Here is a 21,722-nt window from a genome sequence, read left to right on the forward strand (position 1 = left end):
TCACGCGGTGAGTATGTAGAGCTTCTCCCGCCCGCCCGCGATGAGGGACTGCCGCGCCACCCGCGGGCCGTACGCCGTGAAGAACTCGTCCAGCGTCCGCTCGGTGAAGCGGTGCGCCTGCTCGCCGTCGCCCGCGTCGGTGAACCGCTTGCCGATCGTGGCGAGGACCGGATTGTCGCTGGTGGCCAGGTTGCGGACCGGTTCGGCGACGATCACCCGGTCGGTGGCCGCAGCGAGCATCCGATCGAGCAGCGGGCGCGGCTCGGGCAGGAAGTGGTAGAGGCTGGCCTGCATGATGACGTAATCGGCCGTGGGCAGCGCGTCGCCGGAATGCAAATTCCACACCTTGCCCCGCCCGCCCGCTTCGTTCACGCGCGCGACGAAGCGCTCGTTCAGATCGAGCCCGGTGTAGTCGACCGACTTGTGGCGCAAGTAGCGGGTGTAGAGCGTCGCGGGTCCGCAGCACAGATCGACCACGCTCGCCCCTTCCGGGACGAGTTCCGCGATAGCGCGATACCGAGCCGTGTAGTGCTTGCCGTACAACCCGCGCATCAGGACCTCGTAGACAGTCCCGTTGCGGTAAATGAGGCTCGTTCCCACAGGCACTCACTATGCCATCGGTCGATGAATCCGGCTCTTCGGCAACATGTATCGCGTCAGCCACCGAGCAGCGCGCGCGCTTGGTCGTCGGTGAGGATCTCGTAGGCGTCCGATGCCCGGTTGTACCACCAGGTATCCGGCCCCGGCTCCGGCCTGCCCGCCGCCTGCACGGCGCGGGCGGACGGACGGAACGACGGGCTGCGCGGGATGTCGTCCACCACGTACACCAGGTCGGGCCGCTGGTCCGGGTCCAGCACCCGCAACGCCTCGGTGACATCCTTCGGGTCCAGGCGGAGACCTTCGCGCACGCTCACCGCGGCCACCGCGATGCAATGGTCGTCGACGTTCAGTCCGTAGGTGACTTCCATGTCCACAGCGGTGATGTCGTTGAGCACGTCGACGATCGGCTGACCGAAGACCGGCCCGCGCCGGGTGTGGATCACCGTGTCCGTGCGGTCCATCAGCCAGTAGTCGCCGTCGCTGTCGCGGCGGAACAGATTCTCCGTCGGCATCCAGGAGTCGCCCGCCGTGAAGACCCCGCGCAGGCCGCCCGCGGAGATGTCGACGCCGTCGGACGCCTTGCCGATCAGCAGACCCACCTCGTTGTCCGCGCAACGGCGGGCGTAGCCGGATCCGTCGACCAGGATGCGTTCGGTGAGCGGGTCGTAGGCGACCAGTTCCACCTTCGCGGTGCCGGGAACCGGCCTCCCCTTGCAGCCGCGTTTCACCCCGGCCACGTTGGCCAGCACCACGTCACCCTCGATCGAGGCGTAGTACTCGAGCACGCGGGCGGGCTCGAATTGCTCCACGGTGCGCCGCCACAGTCCGGCGGGCATTCCGGAGCCGATGAACAAACGGATCGGGTGGCTGTGGCCGTCCGGGAACACCTCCGCGTCGAGGATGTCGCGCAGCATGGTCCAGGTGTAGGTCACCACGGTGACGCCGTAGCGGTGCACCTCCTCGGCGAAGCGCGCCGGGTCGAGCGACCGGGCCAGCGAGACCCGGCTGCCACCCGCGATCGCCCCGCCGAGACTGACCAGCAGCCCGGACGAATGATGCAGCGGCGCAAGGCAGTACACCGTGTCCCTGCGATTGAGATCGGCCGTGGTCGCGGTGCCGAACGCCGACAGCGCCCAGCGGTGGTTGGTGATGTACTTCGTCTCCAGCCGGTCACCGGTGCCGGTGACGAGCACGAACGCCAGCTCGCGCGCCAGACCGGGGTCCGGCCGGTACCAGGCGGGCACCCGCACCCGCGCCGGGTCGATCTGCTCGAGGTCGATCAGGCGGTCGGTCGTGGGCAGCGCCAGCTCGCGCGTGCTACCACCGCCGAGCACCAGCACCCTGGCGTCGGTCGCGGCGGCCTGCCGCAGGTTCTCCGGATCGGAGATCAGCGTCTCGACGCCGGTGAGCTCGATCGCGCGGCGCAGGTCGCTGTGCGGGGCGAGCAGCACCGCCACCGCGCCCAGCCGCGACAGCGCCGCGACCGAGGCCAGCGCGCTGGGCCGGGTCTCCATCACCACGCCGACCCGCATGGCCGGGCGCACGCCCACCGAGATCAGGCCGCGCACCACGTTGTCGATGCGCTCGTTGACCGCCGCGTTGGTGTGCACGCGGTCGTCGAACAGGAAGAGGTCCCGCTGCGGCGCGCGGCGCGTCTGCTCGGTCAGCAAACGGCCGAGCGATATACGGGTGTGCGGCTGGATCATGCCGAGGCGGGTCAGCCTGGGCAGAGCCCGCGCGGCCTCTCCCGCCAGTTCGATCGATCCGCGCACCGTGTTGCTCGCGATGCCTTCGAGGGCCTTGCCGACGCCGGTGCCCGCCTCGGCCAGCGTCGCGGCGGTGTGCACCACCCGGGTGGCCGCCGAGCGGGGGCGATTGCTGGGCACGTGCTCGGTCATCGGCACGATCTCAGGGGGCAGCGGCTTGTCGCCGTTCATCCATTCCACCCACTGCCGCACCAGCGGCCAGGTGTGTTTGCTGGCCATGCTTCCGGCCACCAGGCCGAAGTGGCCCGCGACCAATGTCGCCTCGTAGACCTCCGCGTTCGGCGCGGCCCGCACGATGCCGCGCACCGCGGCGGGCTGTCCGATGTCGTCGACCTCGCCGACGAACGCCAGGATCGGGCATTTCAGTTCGGCCAGCGAGATCGGGTGATCGCGAATCACGAAACCGCCGAGCATCAGTCGGTTGTGCGCGACGAATTGCTTGAGCAGATCCGCCGCGGCCGGGCCCGCGTAACCGACCCAGCCTTCACTGTTGAGGAATCGGCGCTGGCGCTCCTTCGGCAACAACGCCTCGCGGTCGTGCAGCTGAAGCAGGAAGTCGATCCTCGACTTGGCCGTCTTCACCGGATCGAGCAACTGGAAGCCGATGCGCACCATGGAGTCGGTGATCGGCAACCGGGTGACCACATGATCGGCCAGGAAGTCCGCGACGTCGGAGACCATGCCGTAGGGCAGCCCGAACGGCATGCCCGCGACGATGTCGACCGGGCTGCCGAAGGTGACGATGCTGTCCACGCCCTTGCCGTACCGGTAGGCGGCGGTCTGGTAGGCGAACATGCCGCCCTGCGAGTAGCCCATCAGGTGCACGCCGCTGCCGGTGGCCTCGTTGACGGTGTCGATCGCGCTGTTGACGGCCAGCACGTGGTCGGCGAGATCGCGCTGCCAGCCGCCCTCCTCGCTGGCGGGCGAGCCGAAGTCCACCACCCAGCAGTCGATGCCGCCGCGGTGCAGGATCCCGACGGCGCCCTCTTCGGCGTTCACATCCCAGATGTCGGCGTTCACCATGAGCGGCGGGACCAGCACGGCCACCGGGCGCCCCGGCGTCGTGTCGTCGGGGAAGTAATGCCGCAGCCGGTACATGCGTCTGCGTTCCACGACCTCGAACGGCGAGGACGCCACGTCAGGGGTCAGTCCGCCGAAGCGGATGACCTCCAGGCCGTTCTGCGCGGTCGCCATCAACCGCTGTACCGAGCCCACCACAACCTTCGCATTCAACTTCACCATCGCTCCTGGCCCTACCCTAGAACGTGACCCGCATCACACACGGCGACGTGTTCAGACGAGCTTCCCACACCACTTGTCCATTATGTGTCCGCTGTGACACGTCACATGCCAGGTTGCCGCAGTCGGCTCCCTGCCGGTCACGTATCGACGCGGAAACATTCCATCGCGGCAGCCCCGGCCACCGGCAACCCGGATAGGTCAGCGCCATCGGTGTGCCCGGGCGCCCGCCACCGTTTTCACGCCGCGCCGGAATACGGGCGCACATCGATCGAGGGGTCACCTACTCGACCGTATCCCGGCGGCACCCACGCCCCGGCTCGGACATGGCTTACGTCCGGCAGCACAGCGGGTAGGGACATCGCTCGCGACCGGTGGATGCCACGGCATGGCGGCGATGGCCACTCCAGCCGCCCGATTCGCCCACATCGAGAGAGCGCCGGGCACCGCTTGTGCCGAGGCAGTCGAACGCTCACATAGCTGATCTGCCGCTACCAGAACGCAATTCGGACCGGACCTCCGGACGCAACCCGCCGTTACCGGAATCGACCGCGTGTCGTGACCATCCGGCGCGCGTCGGAACGATCTTCGAAATTTTTCTGTGCACGACCGCTTTCGGCGTCTACCATCGATCACGTCTGGAACGCCCTGGCGCGTAGGCAAATTCGATCGATGAGCTCTCCGCGGGCACGCCCGCTGCTGTTTGATGTGAACACCCGGCGACTCTGAACTATCGACGATCTCGAATCCCCTGCTCCACAACCCGTCACCACGTCTCGGTGGCCGTCTCGAGGTGAGGACCACGCATGACCATTGAAATGCCAGTCCAAACGGAAAACAACGTGCGCAGGAGCCTGAGCACCAGTACCGCGGGCCTGCTCGCGCACACCACGAAATCCGAACCGCAGATGCAGGGCATCAGCTCGCGATGGCTCACTCGCGCGCTGCCGTGGACGCAGGTCAACGGCGGTGTATACCGAGTGAACCGCCGCCTCACCCACACCGTGGGCAACGGCGAAGTGGAATTCGTCATCGACGGCTCCACCGCACGCGTCATTCCCCTGGAATTGCAAGAACTTCCGGCGCTGCGCGGATTCGATGACGAGGACGTGCTGCGCGCCCTCGCGGACCGTTTCGAACAGCGCGATCTCGAACCGGGCATTGTGGTAGCGGAATTCGGCAATCCGATGGATCAAATTCTGCTGATCGTGCACGGCAAATTGAGCAAAATCGGGTCGGGTGAGTACGGCGAGCAGACGAAGCTCGGCATCCTCGGCGGCGGCGACTTCTTCGGCGACACGATATTGACCGAACCTTCGGCGATCTGGCCGGTCACCATCAAGACGGTCACGCGAACAACCATGTTGGTCCTTCCGCGACGATCACTCACAGAGTTCATCGACAGAACTTCGGCATTGCGCGAGCAACTTTCTCGCGTGGCTTCCGCACCCACCCATCCGCAGAACAACAAAGGCGAGGCGGACATCGCGATCGCCTCCGGCCACGCGGGCGAGCCGCTGTTGGAAGGCACGTTCGTCGATTACGACGCCGCCCCACGCCAATACGAACTCAGCCTGGCGCAGAGCGTGCTGCGGGTGCATACCCGAGTCGCCGACCTGTTCAACGACCCGATGAATCAGGTCGAGCAGCAGCTGCGCCTGACCATCGAAGCGCTCTACGAACGCCGCGAATACGACCTGGTCAACAACCCCGACTTCGGGCTGCTGCACAACTGCGATCTCAAGCAGCGCATCTACGCCGAGACCGGCGCGCCCACCCCGGACGACTTCGACGAACTGCTCAGCATGCGCCGCAGCACGAAACTATTTCTTGCCCATCCGAAGGCGATCGCCGCGTTCGGACGCGAATGCACCAAGCGCGGGCTCTACCCGGATCCGGTCGAGGTGGACGGGCACCGGGTTCCGGCGTGGCGAGGCGTACCGATCTTCCCGTGCGGCAAGATCCCGATCAGCGACACCCAGACCACCTCGATCCTGGCCATGCGCACCGGCGAGAAGGACCAGGGCGTGATCGGCCTGCACCAGACCGGGATTCCGGACGAATACGAGCCGAGCCTCAACGTGCGCTTCAAGGGCATCGACGACCAGTCGATCATCTCCTACCTGATCAGCTGCTATTACTCGGCGGCCGTGCTGGTGCCCGACGCGCTCGGCGTGCTCGACAACGTCTCGGTCGCCCGGCAAGCCGACTGACCGGGGTGATGGGCATGTCGGTGCTCTCCCGCGCCGCGGCGGCGCACGCCACCGATGAGGTGGCCGCCACCGTCGTCGCGCTACTCACCAATACCCGGACAACCGCTCCGGCCGACCTGTTGTCGACGAAAGCGGCTGATTCGCCGAATATTTCGTCGGTGGCCGGACAGGCGGGGGTCACACCGCGCGCTCTGCTCGGTCCGTCCGGCCTGGGCGCCGCCGCGCTGTTGCTTCCCCGTACCGGCGCGGACGCTGCCACGACGCCCGCCGTGGCGGCGACTTCCCCTACCGCTGTCCGCGCCGGCACACCGGGAGCAGCCATCGAAGGGGCAGCCGCAGTTCTCGCCACCGCACCGGGGCCGCCCCTGGTGACGGGACGAACTCCGTTGCCCGCAGCGCCACGCATTCCCACCGGACCCACCGGGCTCGGCACGCCGTCGGCGCTGCTACACGGCCTCGCGGGGCCACCTCGCACGGGCACGCGGACGCAACCGAGCATCGGGTCGGATGCCGCGGGCGGTCCCGCACGCGTGCCACGCACACCGACCGGATCCGGCACCGCCGAGGTGTGCCGCGATCGGCAGGATCCGATTCCACCGCTGTACTGCCCGCCGCCGCTGCGTGACGATCCGGCTCTCGCCGAGGCCGTCAACATCGGCATCGTCGACTGGGCCAGGGACATCGGGTTGTACGAGGGGCGGCTGCAGGAGTTGCGCGACGCCGATTTCGGCCGGCTGATCATGCTCGCCCACCCGGACTGCGACGATGCCGACCGGCTGCTGGCGGCGGCGAAATGCGCGGTCTCGGAATGGTCCGTGGACGACTACTACTGCGAGGAGGATGCCGACGACCGGGCACCGGACGGCACCCCCTCGAGCGCCGAGGCGGAGTTGGGTCCCCGGCTCGAATTGGCGGCCGCCGCCATGGACCCGGTCTATCTTCCCGCGCGTTACGTCGCCCAGCTCGAGGCCGCTCTCGAAGCCGATCCGATCCTGCGCGCGTTTCGCACGTCCTTCGAGCACCTCGCACGCTACGCACGCCCTACGCAACTGGCCCGGCTGCGCACCGAGATCGCGGGCTGGTTCATCGCGCTCGGAGCGGAGGCGGGCTGGCGCTCGGCGGGGCGGATGCCGCCGGTGTGGGAGTACCTCGCCAATCGGCAACCGCACAGCTTCCTGCCGTGCATGGCGCCGACCGATGTGGTCGGCGGCTACGAGTTACCGGCCGCCGAGTACACCGACCCCGCGGTGCGCCGCGTGGTCACCACCGCCGCGCTGGCCAGCCAGATGGTCAACGACCTGTATTCGATGGCGCGCGAGGATCTCTCCAACGGCAGGGAGTTCAACCTGCCGACCGTCCTGGCCGCCGAGGAGCGCTGCTCGCGCCGCGAGGCCGTGCTGCGCACCGCCGAGGTGCACGACGAACTCGTGCACCGGTTCGAACGGGAAGCGGCGCCCCTGGCCGCGCTCGGCTCGCCGGAACTACGCCGTTTCCTCGCGGGCCTGTGGGCCTGGATGGGAGGCAACCGCGCCTGGCACGCCGACAGCAAGCGCTATCGCGACCCGCACCAGAGCCACCTGTAAGAGAGCAACGAAGCAGTACCGCACCGAGAGAGGATGATCGCGCATGACCATGCTCAACCCGGAGACCGGGACCGTTCTGCGTACCAGCTACCAGAAATCCGTCGCCGCGTACTGGAACAACAACCCGAACGACGACCGGGTCAACACCAAACTCGGTGAGGTCGACGGGCTCTACCACCACCACTACGGCATCGGCGAGCCGGACCTGTCCGTGCTGACCGGCCCGGCGGACACCCGGGAGGAACGCATCGTCGCCGAACTGCACCGGCTGGAGACCGCGCAGGCGGACTTCCTGCTCGACCACCTCGGCGACGTCCGGCCCGGCGACCGGCTGCTCGACGGCGGCTCGGGGCGCGGTGGCACCAGCTTCATGGCCAACCAGCGCTTCGGCTGCCAGGTCGACGGCGTGACCATCTCCGAATATCAGGTCGGCTTCGCCAATGACCAGGCTGTTCACCGCGGCGTCGCGGACAAGGTGCGGTTCCACTTCCGCAACATGCTCGACACCGGCTTCGAGACCGGTTCCATGCGCGGGATCTGGACCAACGAGACCACGATGTACGTGGACCTCTTCGACTTGTTCAGCGAGTTCTCCCGCCTGCTGGAGCCGGGCGGACGCTACGTGTGCATCACCGGCTGCTCCAACGACGTGACCGGCGGTCGCGCGTCCTCGGTCAGCTGGATCGACGCGCACTACGGCTGCATGATCCATCCGCGCGGCGAGTACTTCCGCGCCCTGGCCGCGAACAACCTGGTGCCCATCTCCGTGACCGAACTCACCGCGGCGACCATCCCGTACTGGGAGCTGCGCACGCATTCCGAGCTCGCCACCGGCGTCGAGAAGCCGTTCCTGACCGCGTACCAGGAGGGGAGCTTCCACTACCTGCTCATCGCCGCCGATAAGGTGGGCAGGTGACCGACGCCCTCGCCCAGCCGTACACCGACCGCGAGGCCCTGCCCGTCGAACTCGTCGACGACGCGGGCCGCGCGGTCGGCGCGTGCACGGTCGCCGAGGCACACCTGGCCCCGGGACGACTGCACCGCGCGTTCTCCGTCTTGCTGTTCGACTCGGCGGGCCGGGTGCTCTTGCAGCAGCGTGCGGCGGTCAAGACCAGGTTCCCGTCACTGTGGGCCAATACCTGCTGTGGCCACCCCGCACCCGGCGAACCGGTCGCTGCCGCGGCGGGGCTGCGGCTGGCCGAGGAAATGGGCCTGACGATCGCGCTCACCGAGGCCGGGATCTACCGCTACCACGCGGCGGACCTGCGCACCGGCCGCGTCGAATCCGAGTGGGATCACGTTCTGATCGGGCGCCTCGACATCGGCAACCCTCGACCGGATCCGGCAGAGGTCGCCGACTTCGCGTGGATTCAGCCGGACGCGCTACGCGACGCGCTGGCCGACAACCCGGACGCCTACACCCCATGGCTGGCCGGTGTCCTCGACGTCGCGGAACACGCGCACGTCACAGGAACCTCTGCGCACTGATTCGTCGTATCGTTTCTCCTGGTCCGAGGCAGCCGAACACATCTCGCCGACTGCGCAGGCGGCGCGGCTGCCTCGATCCAGCCGGCGAATTCACGACGGCTTTCCCTCCCGAGCCGGTTGTAGCTCGACATTCGCGCTGGTCGACACACTCGGCACGGTGCGTGACATCGATTGATGCGCATATCCATGTAACAACATGGAGTGAAACTGAGAGAACTCATAGGAACGGCACAGGCTGTGACCAGGACCGTTCTGCATCGTTGAGAGGTACGAGTTCTCGGTGAAGTGAGGTGCGTGATGGTGGAATTCGAGGTCACCGGAACGACGGTGACGGTGCACGTGCTCGGTGCGCATCAGCTGCTGGCGCTGCGCGACCAGCTGAGTTTCGACCTGTCCGCCGTCACCGCGCTCGGCATGGCCGGGGTCGACCGCCGCCCGCCGTGGGTGCGCACGCCCGGCACTTTCTTCCCCGGCGTGATCGCGGCGGGGACCTTCCGCGGCAAGGGCCGCAAGGAATTCTGGGACACCCGATTCGACGGACACGCCATCCGTATCGACTTGGCGGGCGCGGACGTCACACGGCTCGTGGTCGACGTGGCCGACCCGGACGCCGAACTGCGCAAGCTCGCCATCGCGGTAGCCGCCTGAGCCTCGCTCAGGCCCCGAACGATCGCAGCGAGCCGGTGTAAGGCTTCGGCGGCGGCGCGGCGAATTCGCCCCGGCCGGACTTGCGCAGACCGAGCGTGAGCAGCGATTGGACGGTCAGGGTCGCCGCCGCCACACCGTCCACCACCGGCACGCCGACCTCGGCGCGCACGTGCGCGGACAGATCGGCCATCCCCGCGCAGCCGAGGACGATCGCGTCGGACCGGTCCGCCTCGACCGCTTCCCGGCACGCTTCGGTGACGATCTTGCGCGCGTCCGGATCGGTGTCGAGGGCGAGCACAGGAATCTCGCAGGCGTGGATACCGCGGCAGAAGTGCCGCATCCCGTAGCGCTCCGCCAGATCGGCCGCCCGGCCGACGGTCCGGCCCAGGGTGGTGACCACGCTGAACCCGCGACCGAGATGAGCGGCGGTACGCATAGCGGCCTCGGCGATCCCGATCACCGGTCCCCTGGCCAGCTCGCGCGCGGCGTCGAGACCGGGGTCGCCGAAGCAGGCCAACACGTAGCCGTCGACCCCCTCGGCCTCCCCGCGCCGGATCGCGGCGAGCAGGCCGGGAACGCTGAGCGCTTCGTCGTAGTGACTTTCGATCGAGGCCGGTCCCATCTCCGAGGTCACCGCGTCGAGCAGGGTGCCAGGACCAGCGACGGCCCTGGCACACCGCTCGATCGTGTCGGTCATCGCCCGGGAGGTATTGGGGTTGACCACACGGATATGCATCAGGCCGCGCTCTCCCGCATCGCCGGCCAGGTGCGTGTGGCAAGGACGTAGTAGGCCACGAAGCCGAGGCCGCAACCGATGAACCAGCTGTACTGTGCCGCGGTATACATACCGGTGACATCCTTGGCCAGCACCGGCATCACCGCGGCCAGCGCGCCGACGACCGTCGCGATCACCGCGGCCGGGTTGTATCCGCCGCGATACCAATAGCGTCCGCTGCTGGACATCGTGAACAGGTCGTCCACCGCCACGCGTTGCTTGCGTACCAGGTAGTAGTCGGCGATGAGCACCCCGAACAGTGGGCCGATGAAGGCGCCGAGCACCTCCAGCGTGTAGTGGATGACCTCCGGGTTGTTGTAGAGATTCCACGGCGTGATCAGCACCGAGCCCACCGCGGCGATCATGCCGCCCGCGCGCCAGCTGACGCGCTGCGGACTCACGTGCGAGAAGTCGAAGGCGGGCGAGATGAAGTTCGCGACGATGTTGATGCCGATGGTGGCGACAGTGAAGGTCAGTGCGCCGAGCACGATCGCGAAGGTGCTGTCGATGCGCGCCACCGTGGCGACCGGGTCGGTGATCAGCTCGCCGTAGACCGGCACCGTCAGCGAGGCGGTGATCACCACCAGCAACGAGAACAGCAGGAAGTTCAGCGGGAGACCGAGCAGGTTGCCCCGGCGCACCACGGCGAAGGACTTGCCGTACCGGGAGAAGTCGCCGAAGTTCAACATCGGCCCGGAGAAGTAGGAGACCACGAGCGCGATGGCGCCCAGCATCACGGGCACCGAATCCCATCCGGTGTACCGCACCGCGCCCAGGTTCAGATCGATCGCGCCCCAGCCGGCCTTCGCGATCAGGTAACCGCACAACAGGAACATCACCACGTACACCGCGGGCCCACAGAAGTCGATGAACCGGCGAATGGACTCCATGCCCTGCCAGAAAACGCAGGCCTGCACCACCCACAGCGTCAGGTAGCTGCCCCAGCCGAGCAGCGACAGACCGAGGAATCCGTAGTCGCCTGCCACCGCGTACGGCGCGAGGGACGGAAACAGCTTCACCAGTACGACATCCAGTGCCGCCGAAGCGAGGAATGTCTGAATGCCGTACCAGGCCACCGCGATCAGCCCGCGGATGATCGCGGGGATATTGGCGCCGAGCACGCCGAACGCACTGCGGCAGATGACCGGGTACGGCACGCCGGTCGCCTGACTCGGCTTGGCGACCAGATTGCAGAAGAAATACACCAGGGTGATCCCGATCAACAAGGCCACCAGTACCTGCCAGCTGGCCAAGCCGAGCGCGAACAAGCTACCCGCGGTGACATAGCCGCCGACGCTGTGCACGTCCGACATCCAGAACGCGAAGATGTTGTAAGAGCCCCAGTTCTGCTTGCGCAGCGGCGCGAGATCGTCGTTTGTGAGCCGTGGGTCATAGCCTGCGGGGGCGATCCGCTCGGGAGCGGGTGCCGCGGCGATGGTTTCGGTCATGGTGTTTCCCATCCGAAGGGTGAAACTGTGATCGAAACGACGGTAGGAATCGGCTATTGCCCGTCCATTGCGCGGTTATTGCCCGGCTATTGCGCGGCAGATATATCTTCCGGGGCGAGCAGACCGGTATCGGTGGGCAAGGTCGCGATCACGGACTCCAGCCTGCGATGGTGATGTTCGGCGACGAGCAGCAGGCGCTCGACGTCCCGGGCCAGGAACGCGTCCAGCATCAACGCGTGGTCGGTGTGCAGCCGCACTCGGTCGGCCCGGCCGATGTGCACCATCGACTGCACCGGCTCGGTGACGTTCCACGCCGCTTCGAGCATGTGCAGCAGCCGGAACATGCGTGACGGCCGGGTCAGCGCCACATGGAAGGTGCGCGACCCACGGTGGTAGGCGGCCGGGTCGTCGTCGCGTATCGCCTGTTCCATGGCCTCGTTCACATCCAGCAGTTCGGCGCGGTCGGCGGCGGAGTGGTTCATGGCGGCCGCGGCGAGCGAGGCCGTCTCCAAGGTCTGCCGCACGATGTACATCTCGCGCAATTCGGCGGCGGTCAGTTGCGCCACCGTGTATCCGGCGTGCGGCTCGTGGGTGACCAGCCCCTCCCCGATCAGCGTCTTGAGCGCCTCGCGCACCGGAATATGGCTCACGCCGAACAGTTCCGCCACCTCGCGCAGCGGGATGACGGTACGGGGCGGCACCGCCCCGTCGAGGATCACCCGGCGCAGTTCGCCGAGGATGATCTGCGGGCGGCCGGGGGTGTCGACGACCAACCTCGCGAGCAGCGCCGAACGTCGTCTCGGGGGCATGACAACACGCTAGGGGCAGCGTGTTGCGTTCCCGGTCACCCGTGTGACGGTCAGGAAACGTCTTCTCACAGTACCGACCGGTCGCGTGGTGGGTGCGGGTCCCGGCCACCGGTCTCGAGCGAAACGAGACACCTAGCATTGGATTGTTCGCGACGCCGCAGGCGCTGAAAGACAGGCACAGGTTTCGATGACAGTTTCGGCAGGACAATTCGTAGATCGCCGCTTCGCGCGATTGGTGGCGGAGTTCGACCGGCTGTTCCGGCGTCCGTCCGACGGCGGCGGAGCGCTGGCGGTCTACCTGCACGGCGAGCCGGTGGTCGACGTCTGGGCCGGTTACGCGCATCCGGATGTCCCGTGGGCGCACGACACCGTCGCGATGGCGTTCTCCACCGGCAAAGGGATCGCCAGCACGCTGGTGCATCGCCTGGCCGAGCGCGGCCTGATCGACTACGACGAGCCGCTCGCGACCTACTGGCCGGAGTTCGCGGCGGCGGGCAAGGAGCGCATCAGCGTTCGGGCGATGCTGACCCACCGGGCCGGGCTGCACCGGCTACGTGGGCTGCTGCCCGGACCGGTCGAGCGATTCTTCGACGACGCCGCGGTCACCGCGGCGCTCGCGGCCGCCGCGCCCGATCCGCGGCACAAGGTGACCAGCGGCTATCACGGCATCACCTACGGACACCTCGCCGCGGAGCTGGTGCGCCGGGTGACCGGAACGGAATTCACCGACGCGCTGCGCACCGAGATCGCGCTACCGCTCGCGGCCGAGGAACTGTGGTTCCGGGTCCCGGCAGCCGAGCGCGGGCGTATCGCCACCAATTTCCCGCGCCTGACGGTCGCGGGCATGAGCTGGGAGCGTGGCTCGCGGATGCTCGCCCGCACCCGCTTCGCGGCCGCCGCCGACACCACCCCCGTGGGTTTCGCCGAGCTGGTAGCCGATCCGCGCCTGCACGACTCGGTGATGCCCGGCCTCAACGGCGTCTTCTCCGCCCGCGCGCTGGCCCGCGTGTACGGCGCGCTCGCCAACGGCGGGCAACTGGACGGGTATCAGCTGCTGCGCCCGGACACCATCGAGCAGATCACCCGGCGGCAGGTGTTCACCCCCGACTACGTGCTGGCCTTCCGTATTCCCTGGGCGCTGGGTTACCACGGCGTGCCGATGAAGCCGTCCAAGGCCGAACCCATCTCGGCTTTCGGCCATTTCGGCCTCGGCGGCTCCGGCGGTTTCGCCGACCCGGCGACCGGGATGTCGCTCGGCTTCGTCACCAATCGCCTGGGCAGCCGGATCACCCCGCTCGGCGACGCGCGCCTGGCGCGCTTGGGGACGCTGGCCCACAACCTCGCCAGAGCCGCCTGATCTCGCCTGCCCGAGTGGCAGCATGGCGCTATGGAGACCGTCGACATGCCGCGGATCGCGGCGGCCACGCGGCTGCTGGACCCGGTGATCCGGCGCACGCCGCTGCTGGCCTCGCGAGTGTTGTCCGAGCGCGTGGGCGCCGAAGTGTGGCTGAAATGCGAGAACCTGCAGCGCACCGGGTCGTTCAAGCCGCGCGGGGCCTACAACCGAATCGCGAATTTGCCGCAGGAGGTTCGGGAGCGCGGCGTCGTGGCCGCGAGCGCCGGTAACCACGCGCAAGGCGTCGCGTGGTCGGCGGCCTCGCTCGGCATCGCGTCGACGGTGTTCATGCCGGTCGGGGCGTCACTGCCGAAAGTGACGGCGACCAGGGCATACGGTGCGCAAGTCCGCCAGGTGGGCGAGACCATCGACGAGTCGCTGGACGCCGCACTGGATTTCGCCGACCGGTCCGACGCGACGCTGATCCATCCGTTCGACCATCCCGATATCGTGGCAGGCCAGGCCACCGCCGGCGTGGAGATCGCGGAGCAGCTGCCGCAGGTCGGCACGGTGCTCGTGCCCACCGGCGGCGGCGGGCTCTTGGCGGGAGTCGCGGTCGCGCTGCGGCATATGGCGCCGAACGTCCGCGTCATCGGGGTGCAGGCGGCGGAAGCGGCCGCCTGGCCGGGCTCGCTGGCGGCGGGCCACCCGGTCCGCGTCGAGCGGATGTCGACGATGGCCGACGGCATCGCGGTCGGACAGCCCGGCAAAGTGCCGTTCGGCCATGTGGCCCAGCATGTTTCACGAATCGTGACGGTGGACGAGGAAGCGCTGTCGCAGGCGCTGCTGCTGTGCCTGGAACGCGCGAAGCTGATCGTCGAACCCGCGGGCGCCGCGGCGGTCGCCGCTCTGATGAGTATTTCGCCCGAGGAACTCGGCCTGCGGGGGCCGGTCTGCGCGATCCTGTCCGGCGGCAATATCGACCCGTTGCTGCTGACCCGCGTGATAGGTCACGGCCTGAGCGCGGCAGGTCGCTATCTCGCCGTGCGCGTGACGATTTCCGATCGCCCCGGCGCGCTGGGATCGCTGCTGGCGGTGGTCGGCAAGACGGGCGCAAGCGTGGTCGACGTGGCACACTCCCGCACCGGGACGTGGCTGGCGGTGGACGAGGTGGAAGTGGCGCTCACCCTGGAGACACGAGGTACCGCTCATCGCGACGACGTGCTCACCGCCCTCGGGAACGCGGGATACGGGGTCCGCGTATCGGATTGACCCGCGACAACTCGCGGGCTGCCTCGCAACCGAAGTCAGTGCGCGCCACCGAGTTCCAAGGCGAGCACGCCGAGTATCACGAGCCCGATGCCGCCGACCTGCACGAGGGTCAGCCGCTCGTTGAGGAACAGCACGCCGATCAGCGCGATCGCGGCGACGCCGATCGCCGACCAGATGCCGTAAGCCACCCCGATCGGCATCCCTCGCTTCAGCGCCTGGGCGAGGAAGAAGAACGCCGTGCAATAGCCGACGACCACCACGATCGAAGGGACGAGCTTGGTGAATCCGTCGGACAGTTTCAGTGAAACGGTCGCGGTCACCTCGGAGGCGATGGCCAAGGCGAGCAGCAACAAGGTCATTTTCGCAGCCTAGTCACAGCCGCGACCCGGCCTCGGCCCCCGCACCGGTGGGCACCGGCCCTCCCAGTGCCGGGGATTCGCGGACCGGCGACCGTTGCCGACGTGCCGATACGCTCGGCCGATGCGTAGCTCGAACGTTGCGGTGACCGGTTTCCCCCTCGACGAAGTGACCTGCAACGAGTTGCCGTATGCCGAGCGCGATGAGAGGTACCGGCGTTTGCACGAGTGGCCGGAACCGAGTTACGCGCATCGGTCCGGGCTGCGCATGATCTGGAAGTACGACGACGTGCGCGAAGTGCTGGACGCGACGACACCGGGCATCTCCAACGCGAATTCGCTGGATCCCCTCGTTGGTTACGCGCGCATCGCGGCGACGCCCCGCGCCATCCCGCATTTCGTCCGGCACCTGGTTCCGCCACCCGCGAAGGCGACCGCCAACCTGTCCGACGACCTGTTGCACAAGCGGGTGTGGAATACCATGGCCGGGCCTTCTGGGCATTTCACCATCTCCCCCGCCGATCGGGCCGGCCGGGCCGCCGAGATGGCCGAGCACTTCCACGCGGCGGTGCGGGACGCGGGATTCCGGCCCGGCTCGCCGTTGGACGTGACTGCGTTGTCGATCGGTTATGCCGCCCGCACCGTCGGTGCGGCGGTCGGCTTGCCCGCATCGGACTGGCCGAACGTGGCCGCTTGGAGCGGAGCGCAATCGGGACTGCTCGGCCGGGTGATGCGCGGACGCGAACTGGCCGACGCGGTGAGCGCGCTCGGCTGGCTGTTCACCGTCAGCGGCAGAGCGGTCCGCGCGGGCCGCGGCAGCGAGGCGACCGGGTTCGCCCGCACACTGCGCGACGCCGGGCTGTCCCATCGGATCGCGGTATCCGCCATGGCGAATTCATTGGCCGCAGGCGTGCACACGGTGAGCGGCAGCATTCAGCAAGGCGTCCAGCGACTGCTCGGGGATCCGGACCGCGTCTGGTGGGATCTGCTCACCGAGCCGAACGGCGGCGCACGGGTCGCGGCGAAGATCCTTCAACTCGATCCGGGGCTGGTGGCATGGAAGCGTCGGGCCAGGACGCCGGTCGTACTCTCCAGCGGCACGCGGCTGCCCGCCGGACCGTTGCTCGTGATGTTCGCCGCGGCGAACCGCGACCCGGAGGCGTTTCCCGACTGCCTCGCGCTGGACCGGACCGGCAAATTGCCGTTGACCTTCGGGTTCGGCAGGCATGTCTGTCCCGGCAAGAGCATGGCCACGCTGGCGGTCGAGGTGTTTCTCCGGCAGTTGCGCGAGCTGACGCCGGAGGCCGAACCGGCGCAAGGGTTCGACGTGGGTCCCCGGCGCCGCAGCGATCTGCTGTTCAGCGGAGCCGACATCACCGTCGTCGGATAGGCCGGGTCGCGGATCGCGGACGGGCGTAGCCCGGGTTCAGTCCAGCCAGGCTCGCGCCGCGGCCGCCGCCTCGCGCACCTCCGCGAGCTGCGCCGCGACCTGGACCCCGGCCGTACCGCCCCGGGCGTTGCGGGACGCGATGGAGCCCTGCACGGTGAGCACCTCGCGCACCTTCCCGGTCAGCGCCGGGTCGATCGCGGCGAACTCCTCGTCGGTGAGCTCGTCCAAGCCGACGCCGCTGGACTCGGCGGCACGCACGCACGCACCCGCCGCCTCGTGCGCGACCCGGAACGGAACACCCTGGCGGACGAGCCATTCGGCGATATCGGTGGCCAGCGTGAAACCCGCGGGCGCGAGTTCGGCCATGCGATCGGTGTGGAAGGTCAGCGTCGAGACCAAGCCCGCGATGGCCGGGAGCAGCAGTTCGAGTTGCGCCACCGAGTCGAAGAGAGGTTCCTTGTCCTCTTGGAGGTCGCGGTTGTAGGCCAGCGGCTGCGCCTTGAGGGTGGCCAGCAGGCCGGTGAGATTGCCGATCAGCCTGCCCGCCTTGCCTCGGGTCAGCTCGGAGACGTCGGGGTTCTTCTTCTGCGGCATGATCGACGAGCCGGTCGACCAGGCGTCGGCCAGCGTGACATAGCCGAATTCCGGTGTGCTCCAGAGGATCACCTCTTCGGCCATCCGGCTCAGGTCGACGCCGATCATGGCGAGCACGAACGCGGCCTCGGCGGCGAAGTCCCGCGCCGAGGTCGCGTCGATCGAGTTGGCGGCGGCCGCGTCGAAATCCAGATCCGCGGCGATGGCCTCGGGGTCGAGTCCCAGGGAGGAGCCCGCCAGCGCGCCGGAACCGTAGGGCGACACCGCCGCGCGGCGATCGAAGTCGCGCAGCCGGTCGAGGTCGCGCAGCAGCGGGTGCGCGTGCGCGAGCAGGTGATGGGCCAGCAGCACCGGCTGCGCCGCCTGCAAATGGGTCTTGCCCGGCATCACCGCGTCCGGATGCGCGGCCGCCTGCTCCACCAGCGCGTCGACCACCGCGAGCACGCCCGCGGCCACCCGGCGCACGCCGTCGCGCAGCCACATCCGGAACAGCGTGGCCACCTGGTCGTTGCGCGAACGCCCCGCCCGCAACCGGCCACCGAGTTCGGCGCCGACCCGTTCGATCAGGCCGCGTTCCAGCGCGCCGTGTACGTCCTCATCCGACTCGGCGGGGCCGAACGCGCCGGACGCTACGTCCGCCGCGAGGCGATCCAGCCCGTCGAGCATGCCGGACAGGTCGGTGTCGGAGAGCAGCCGGGCCTTGTGCAGCACACGCGCGTGCGCCTTCGACGCGCGGATGTCGTAGGGGGCCAGCGCCCAGTCGAAGTGCGTCGACTTGCTCAGCGCGGCCATGGCCTCGGCCGGTCCGGAGGCGAATCGCCCGCCCCAGAGCGCACCTTGGTTCGTGCTCATGCTGTTCCGCCTCTCCGGGTATTCAGGCCGTACCAGTTGGGTGGGTGGTCGGTTTGCGTTCAGGTCTTGCGTTGGGTGTCGGTCGGGTTTTGGGCGTACCCGGTGAGTTACCCATGTTCTTGCGAGATCAGTTGGTGCGTTGATTCGCGAGAACAGTTGTGGGTTGGTTTGCGGGATCAACTGGTGCATCGACTTGCGGCTCAGTCGTTCCGTTGGACCGAGGAACGAGTTGTTGCGTCGGCGCGCACAGGTCGAGTCGTTCCTGTTCGACGCAGCTTCGGTGGTTGCTCGAAACCATATGCCGGGGCCTCGAGCGCCGGGGCGAAGGCGTACGCAGGTTGCTTTCGGGGTGCACTGCTGCCCTGTCAGCACACTCCGAACGCCGATTCGAGACTACGGGAAGCCACACTCCTACCCCACCGCCGCCGAAGTCGAGGCGGTGCAGCGCGAATTCTGGTTCGAGGCCACCCTCGTGGGAGCCGTCGGCGTGCCGGTGCTCGGTCGGGCACCGGCACGCCTGAGGCTTACTTCTGGTTCAGGTCGCGGCGGGCGGCGACCTTGGAGGACAGGCCGTGGATCTGGACGAAGCCCTTGGCCAGGGACTGGTCGAAGGTGTCGCCCTCGTCGTAGGTGGCCAGGTTGAAGTCGTAGAGCGACTGCTCCGAGCGGCGGCCGTTGACCACGGCGGAGCCGCCGTGCAGCACCATCCGGATGTCGCCGGAGACGTGCTGCTGGGTGTCCAGGATGAAGGCGTCCAGCGCGCGCTTGAGCGGGGAGAACCACAGGCCGTCGTAGGCCAGCTCGCCCCAGCGCTGCTCGACCTGCCGCTTGTACCGGCCCAGCTCGCGCTCGATGGTGACGTTCTCCAGGGCCTGGTGCGCGGTGATCAGCGCGATGGCGCCCGGAGCCTCGTAGATCTCCCGGCTCTTGATGCCGACCAGGCGGTCCTCGACCATGTCCAGGCGGCCGACGCCCTGGCGGCCGGCGCGGTGGTTCAGCTCGATGATCGCTTCCAGCACGCTGACCTGGCGGCCGTCGATGGCCACCGGAACACCCTTGTCGAACGTGACGATGAGTTCGTCGGGAGCCTCGAAGTTGACGGTCGGGTCGGAGGTGTAGTCGTAGACGTCCTTGGTCGGGGCGTTCCACAGGTCCTCGAGGAACCCGGTCTCCACCGCGCGGCCCCAGACGTTCTGATCGATGGAGAACGGCGACTTCTTGGTGACGTTGATCGGCAGCGCGTTCTCCTCGGCGAAGGCGATGGCCTTCTCCCTGGTCCAGGCGTAGTCGCGAACCGGGGCGATCACGTTCAGATCGGGCGCGAGCGCGCCGATGCCGACCTCGAAGCGGACCTGGTCGTTGCCCTTGCCGGTGCAGCCGTGCGCGACGGTGCTCGCGCCGTGGAACTTGGCGGCCTCGACCAGGTGCTTGACGATGAGGGGGCGGCTGATCGCCGACACCAGCGGGTACTGGCCCATGTACATCGCGTTGGCCTGGATGGTGGGCAGGCAGTACTGGTCGGCGAACTCGTCGCGCGCGTCGACCACGATCGCCTCGACGGCGCCGCAGTCAAGGGCGCGCTGGCGCACCACGTTCATGTCCTCGCCGCCCTGGCCGAGGTCGATGGCCACGGCCACCACTTCGGCGCCGGTCTCCTTGCCGATCCAGCTGATCGCGACGGAGGTGTCCAGCCCACCGGAGTAGGCGAGTACGACGCGCTCGGACATGTTCTGTGTGCTCCTCGATGGTTCGGTAGGTGTATCAGCAGTATGGCGGGTGTCCGAGCAGTGGGAACGGCCCGGCCCCGACGCCCTCGCGACCAGCCTTGAGGCCCTGCGTCATTCTGCAAATGATTATGCACGATGATGCAAGCTCATTCATAATCGGGGGTCGGGTTCCGCGCTCCGCTGGAGAGCCGGCACCCATCAACCGTGCCCATGTACAGCCGCAGTATCTTCAGCTCGACCGACAAGTGAGCTGGATCGAGGTCACTGTCGGCCGTCTCGTTCCGATGCTGGAGTCCGCGTCCTTCCCGTCCGGTCACGCCGCCTCGGCTTTTGCGTTCGCCTATTCGGTGGGCCGACGCTACCCGGCGCTGGCAGTGCCGATCCGGTTGCTCGCCAGTGGGGTGGCCTATTCGAGGGTGCACACCGGCGTGCACTACCCCGGTGACGTCGTGCTCGGCTCGGTCCTCGGAGCCGGAACGTCGGCCATGGTGGCGGGCGTACGCGACCGCAGGTATCGGTCGTCGAGGCGGAGAGGCGTCGTACCCGGCCGACTACTCCGGCGCCTGCCGGCGGACAGACGGTGAAGCGCTCCTCGGGGACCGTGCCGGTCGCAGACGAGCGGAGGGCGAGGCGCCAGGATGCCGGGAGGAGATGCGCACGCGGAGCACTGCCGGGCGAATGGCGAACCTGAGCGGCGCGTTCAGCACCACCGGCTCACCGTCGATACCCGCGTGCACCGGCGCGGGGGCGAAGACCTCGAAGTCCGGTGCGCTCCAAGCGCGCCCTGGAGGATGCCGCCCGGGATCCGGCGCGTCGAGAACGACGATGCCCAGTAGGCCGCTCTCGAGCGACGGGCGACTGCCCAGGACAGGAGGGCCCAAGGCGTAGGGGTTGTTCGAAACCAGCACAACAGCGAGCTGAGCGTGCTGCCGGCCTACGTCGTCGACGAGGTGCAGCGCCGGTGTCCTTCCACCGGGGCCGGCCACCCGATCGGCCGTCTCCATTAGAGTGCGCACCTTGGCGTCGCGATAGGCCGGATGGCGGACCGCCTCACCGTAGATCCCGAGTGAAACGTTGTTCACGAATGCGCGGCCGTTCACTTCTGCCAGGTCGATCCGGCGCTCGACCCCATCGGTGAACGCGTCGAGCCCGCCCGCCACGTCCTGCCGGTTCACTCCCAGGTCGAGCGCGAAGTGGTTACGTGTCCCGGCCGGGACGCAGATGAACGGCACACCCTGCGCGGCGGCGGCCGCTGCCACAACCGCGAGGGAGCCGTCGCCACCAGCCATCCCCAGCGCGTCCGCGCCCTGCCTCACCGCCTCCTCGACGCGCTCGGTGAGGCTCTCGCCGGGATCGAGAACGACCACCTTTATCCCGAGATCCCGTGCCCGTTCAGCAACCCTCGCGCGACCGGCCGCCCCATCGCCCGATTTCGGGTTGACAAACAACACCGGCCGTAGCGGCGGGTCCACGGCACTCCAGCCACAACGTCCCTGCTCGGACGGGCCGCTGCTCGGACGGGGCATCAGGGGGAAGGTCATGAAGCTTTCCCCCGACTGCTATCAGCTACCGATGGCGACCTCAGGCCGCCTTCGCAGACTCCACTGGTCGGGTTCCGCGAAGGAT

General features: G+C 68.3%; 18 protein-coding genes. 9 read left to right on the plus strand and 9 right to left on the minus strand.

Annotation, left to right across the window (positions count from 1 at the left end; translation table 11 throughout):
* Together ACIHAX_RS22155 and ACIHAX_RS22160 are read right to left on the minus strand one after the other, a co-directional pair.
* The gene (locus ACIHAX_RS22155) at positions 1-600 is read right to left on the minus strand and encodes a class I SAM-dependent methyltransferase (protein ID WP_355080806.1); all 600 of its coding nucleotides are present in this window, start codon (positions 598-600) and stop codon (positions 1-3) included.
* Positions 601-656: 56 nt separating this feature from the next.
* Entirely contained in the window at positions 657-3,608 is a 2,952-nt protein-coding gene (locus ACIHAX_RS22160; protein WP_355080804.1) for an AMP-binding protein, read from the minus strand.
* Positions 3,609-4,411: 803 nt separating this feature from the next.
* Between ACIHAX_RS22160 and ACIHAX_RS22165 the strand changes: the two genes are divergently transcribed.
* The 5 genes from ACIHAX_RS22165 (at position 4,412) to ACIHAX_RS22185 (ending at position 9,537) form a co-directional block, all read left to right on the plus strand.
* Entirely contained in the window at positions 4,412-5,818 is a 1,407-nt protein-coding gene (locus ACIHAX_RS22165) for a family 2B encapsulin nanocompartment shell protein (RefSeq protein ID WP_364430214.1), read from the plus strand.
* A 14-nt stretch (positions 5,819-5,832) separates the two neighbouring features.
* A complete protein-coding gene (locus ACIHAX_RS22170; protein WP_397279326.1) occupies positions 5,833-7,401 on the plus strand; it encodes a family 2 encapsulin nanocompartment cargo protein terpene cyclase in 1,569 nt (522 codons plus the stop codon).
* A 43-nt stretch (positions 7,402-7,444) separates the two neighbouring features.
* A complete protein-coding gene (locus ACIHAX_RS22175; RefSeq protein ID WP_355080798.1) occupies positions 7,445-8,317 on the plus strand; it encodes a geranyl diphosphate 2-C-methyltransferase in 873 nt (290 codons plus the stop codon).
* Positions 8,314-8,889, plus strand: a complete 576-nt coding sequence (gene idi / locus ACIHAX_RS22180) for an isopentenyl-diphosphate Delta-isomerase (protein WP_355080797.1) — start codon at positions 8,314-8,316, stop codon at positions 8,887-8,889. The genes ACIHAX_RS22175 and idi overlap by 4 nt, the downstream gene beginning before the upstream one ends.
* Positions 8,890-9,186: 297 nt before the next feature.
* Complete coding sequence (locus tag ACIHAX_RS22185) at positions 9,187-9,537, plus strand: hypothetical protein (RefSeq protein ID WP_355080795.1); 351 nt, start codon at positions 9,187-9,189, stop codon at positions 9,535-9,537.
* Positions 9,538-9,544: 7 nt separating this feature from the next.
* Here ACIHAX_RS22185 and ACIHAX_RS22190 read toward each other — a convergent pair whose 3' ends face one another.
* The 3 genes from ACIHAX_RS22190 to ACIHAX_RS22200 form a co-directional block, all read right to left on the minus strand.
* On the minus strand, positions 9,545-10,273 hold the full coding sequence (locus tag ACIHAX_RS22190) for an aspartate/glutamate racemase family protein (RefSeq protein WP_355080793.1): 729 nt from the start codon (positions 10,271-10,273) through the stop codon (positions 9,545-9,547).
* Positions 10,273-11,760, minus strand: a complete 1,488-nt coding sequence (locus tag ACIHAX_RS22195; RefSeq protein WP_364430224.1) for an NCS1 family nucleobase:cation symporter-1 — start codon at positions 11,758-11,760, stop codon at positions 10,273-10,275. The genes ACIHAX_RS22190 and ACIHAX_RS22195 overlap by 1 nt, the downstream gene beginning before the upstream one ends.
* A gap of 86 nt (positions 11,761-11,846) precedes the next feature.
* Positions 11,847-12,569 carry a GntR family transcriptional regulator gene (locus tag ACIHAX_RS22200; protein WP_355080789.1) on the minus strand — a complete coding sequence of 241 codons (723 nt, stop codon included), beginning with the start codon at positions 12,567-12,569 and terminating at the stop codon, positions 11,847-11,849.
* 187 nt (positions 12,570-12,756) lie between these two features.
* On the opposite strand from ACIHAX_RS22200, the gene ACIHAX_RS22205 reads away from it, so the two are divergent.
* Both ACIHAX_RS22205 and ilvA read left to right on the plus strand, forming a co-directional pair.
* Positions 12,757-13,926, plus strand: a complete 1,170-nt coding sequence (locus ACIHAX_RS22205; RefSeq protein ID WP_364430228.1) for a serine hydrolase domain-containing protein — start codon at positions 12,757-12,759, stop codon at positions 13,924-13,926.
* 30 nt (positions 13,927-13,956) lie between these two features.
* Positions 13,957-15,177 carry a threonine ammonia-lyase gene (gene ilvA / locus ACIHAX_RS22210; RefSeq protein ID WP_364430231.1) on the plus strand — a complete coding sequence of 407 codons (1,221 nt, stop codon included), beginning with the start codon at positions 13,957-13,959 and terminating at the stop codon, positions 15,175-15,177.
* A 35-nt stretch (positions 15,178-15,212) separates the two neighbouring features.
* Here the strand turns inward: ilvA and ACIHAX_RS22215 are convergent, their stop codons facing one another.
* On the minus strand, positions 15,213-15,536 hold the full coding sequence (locus ACIHAX_RS22215) for a DMT family transporter (RefSeq protein WP_397279331.1): 324 nt from the start codon (positions 15,534-15,536) through the stop codon (positions 15,213-15,215).
* A 121-nt stretch (positions 15,537-15,657) separates the two neighbouring features.
* Here ACIHAX_RS22215 and ACIHAX_RS22220 point away from each other — a divergent pair, with 121 nt between their 5' ends.
* Positions 15,658-16,923: a hypothetical protein gene (locus ACIHAX_RS22220; protein WP_397279333.1), complete on the plus strand. Its 1,266-nt coding sequence runs from the start codon at positions 15,658-15,660 to the stop codon at positions 16,921-16,923.
* A gap of 36 nt (positions 16,924-16,959) precedes the next feature.
* On the opposite strand, the gene argH is transcribed toward ACIHAX_RS22220, so the two are convergent.
* The gene (gene argH, locus ACIHAX_RS22225) at positions 16,960-18,369 is read right to left on the minus strand and encodes an argininosuccinate lyase (RefSeq protein ID WP_397279335.1); all 1,410 of its coding nucleotides are present in this window, start codon (positions 18,367-18,369) and stop codon (positions 16,960-16,962) included.
* Between the two features lie 524 nt (positions 18,370-18,893).
* Positions 18,894-20,096 (minus strand): argininosuccinate synthase, encoded by a 1,203-nt coding sequence (locus ACIHAX_RS22230; RefSeq protein ID WP_355080705.1) that lies wholly within the window; start codon positions 20,094-20,096, stop codon positions 18,894-18,896.
* 128 nt (positions 20,097-20,224) lie between these two features.
* Between ACIHAX_RS22230 and ACIHAX_RS22235 the strand changes: the two genes are divergently transcribed.
* The gene (locus tag ACIHAX_RS22235; RefSeq protein ID WP_364430243.1) at positions 20,225-20,680 is read left to right on the plus strand and encodes a phosphatase PAP2 family protein; all 456 of its coding nucleotides are present in this window, start codon (positions 20,225-20,227) and stop codon (positions 20,678-20,680) included.
* On the opposite strand, the gene ACIHAX_RS22240 is transcribed toward ACIHAX_RS22235, so the two are convergent.
* Entirely contained in the window at positions 20,648-21,637 is a 990-nt protein-coding gene (locus ACIHAX_RS22240; RefSeq protein ID WP_397279337.1) for a diacylglycerol/lipid kinase family protein, read from the minus strand. The two genes, ACIHAX_RS22235 and ACIHAX_RS22240, sit on opposite strands and share 33 nt — an antisense overlap.
* Positions 21,638-21,722: the final 85 nt, after the last annotated feature.

The sequence above is a fragment of the Nocardia sp. NPDC051929 genome, assembly GCF_044548645.1.
GTDB classification, from domain to species: domain Bacteria; phylum Actinomycetota; class Actinomycetes; order Mycobacteriales; family Mycobacteriaceae; genus Nocardia; species Nocardia sichangensis.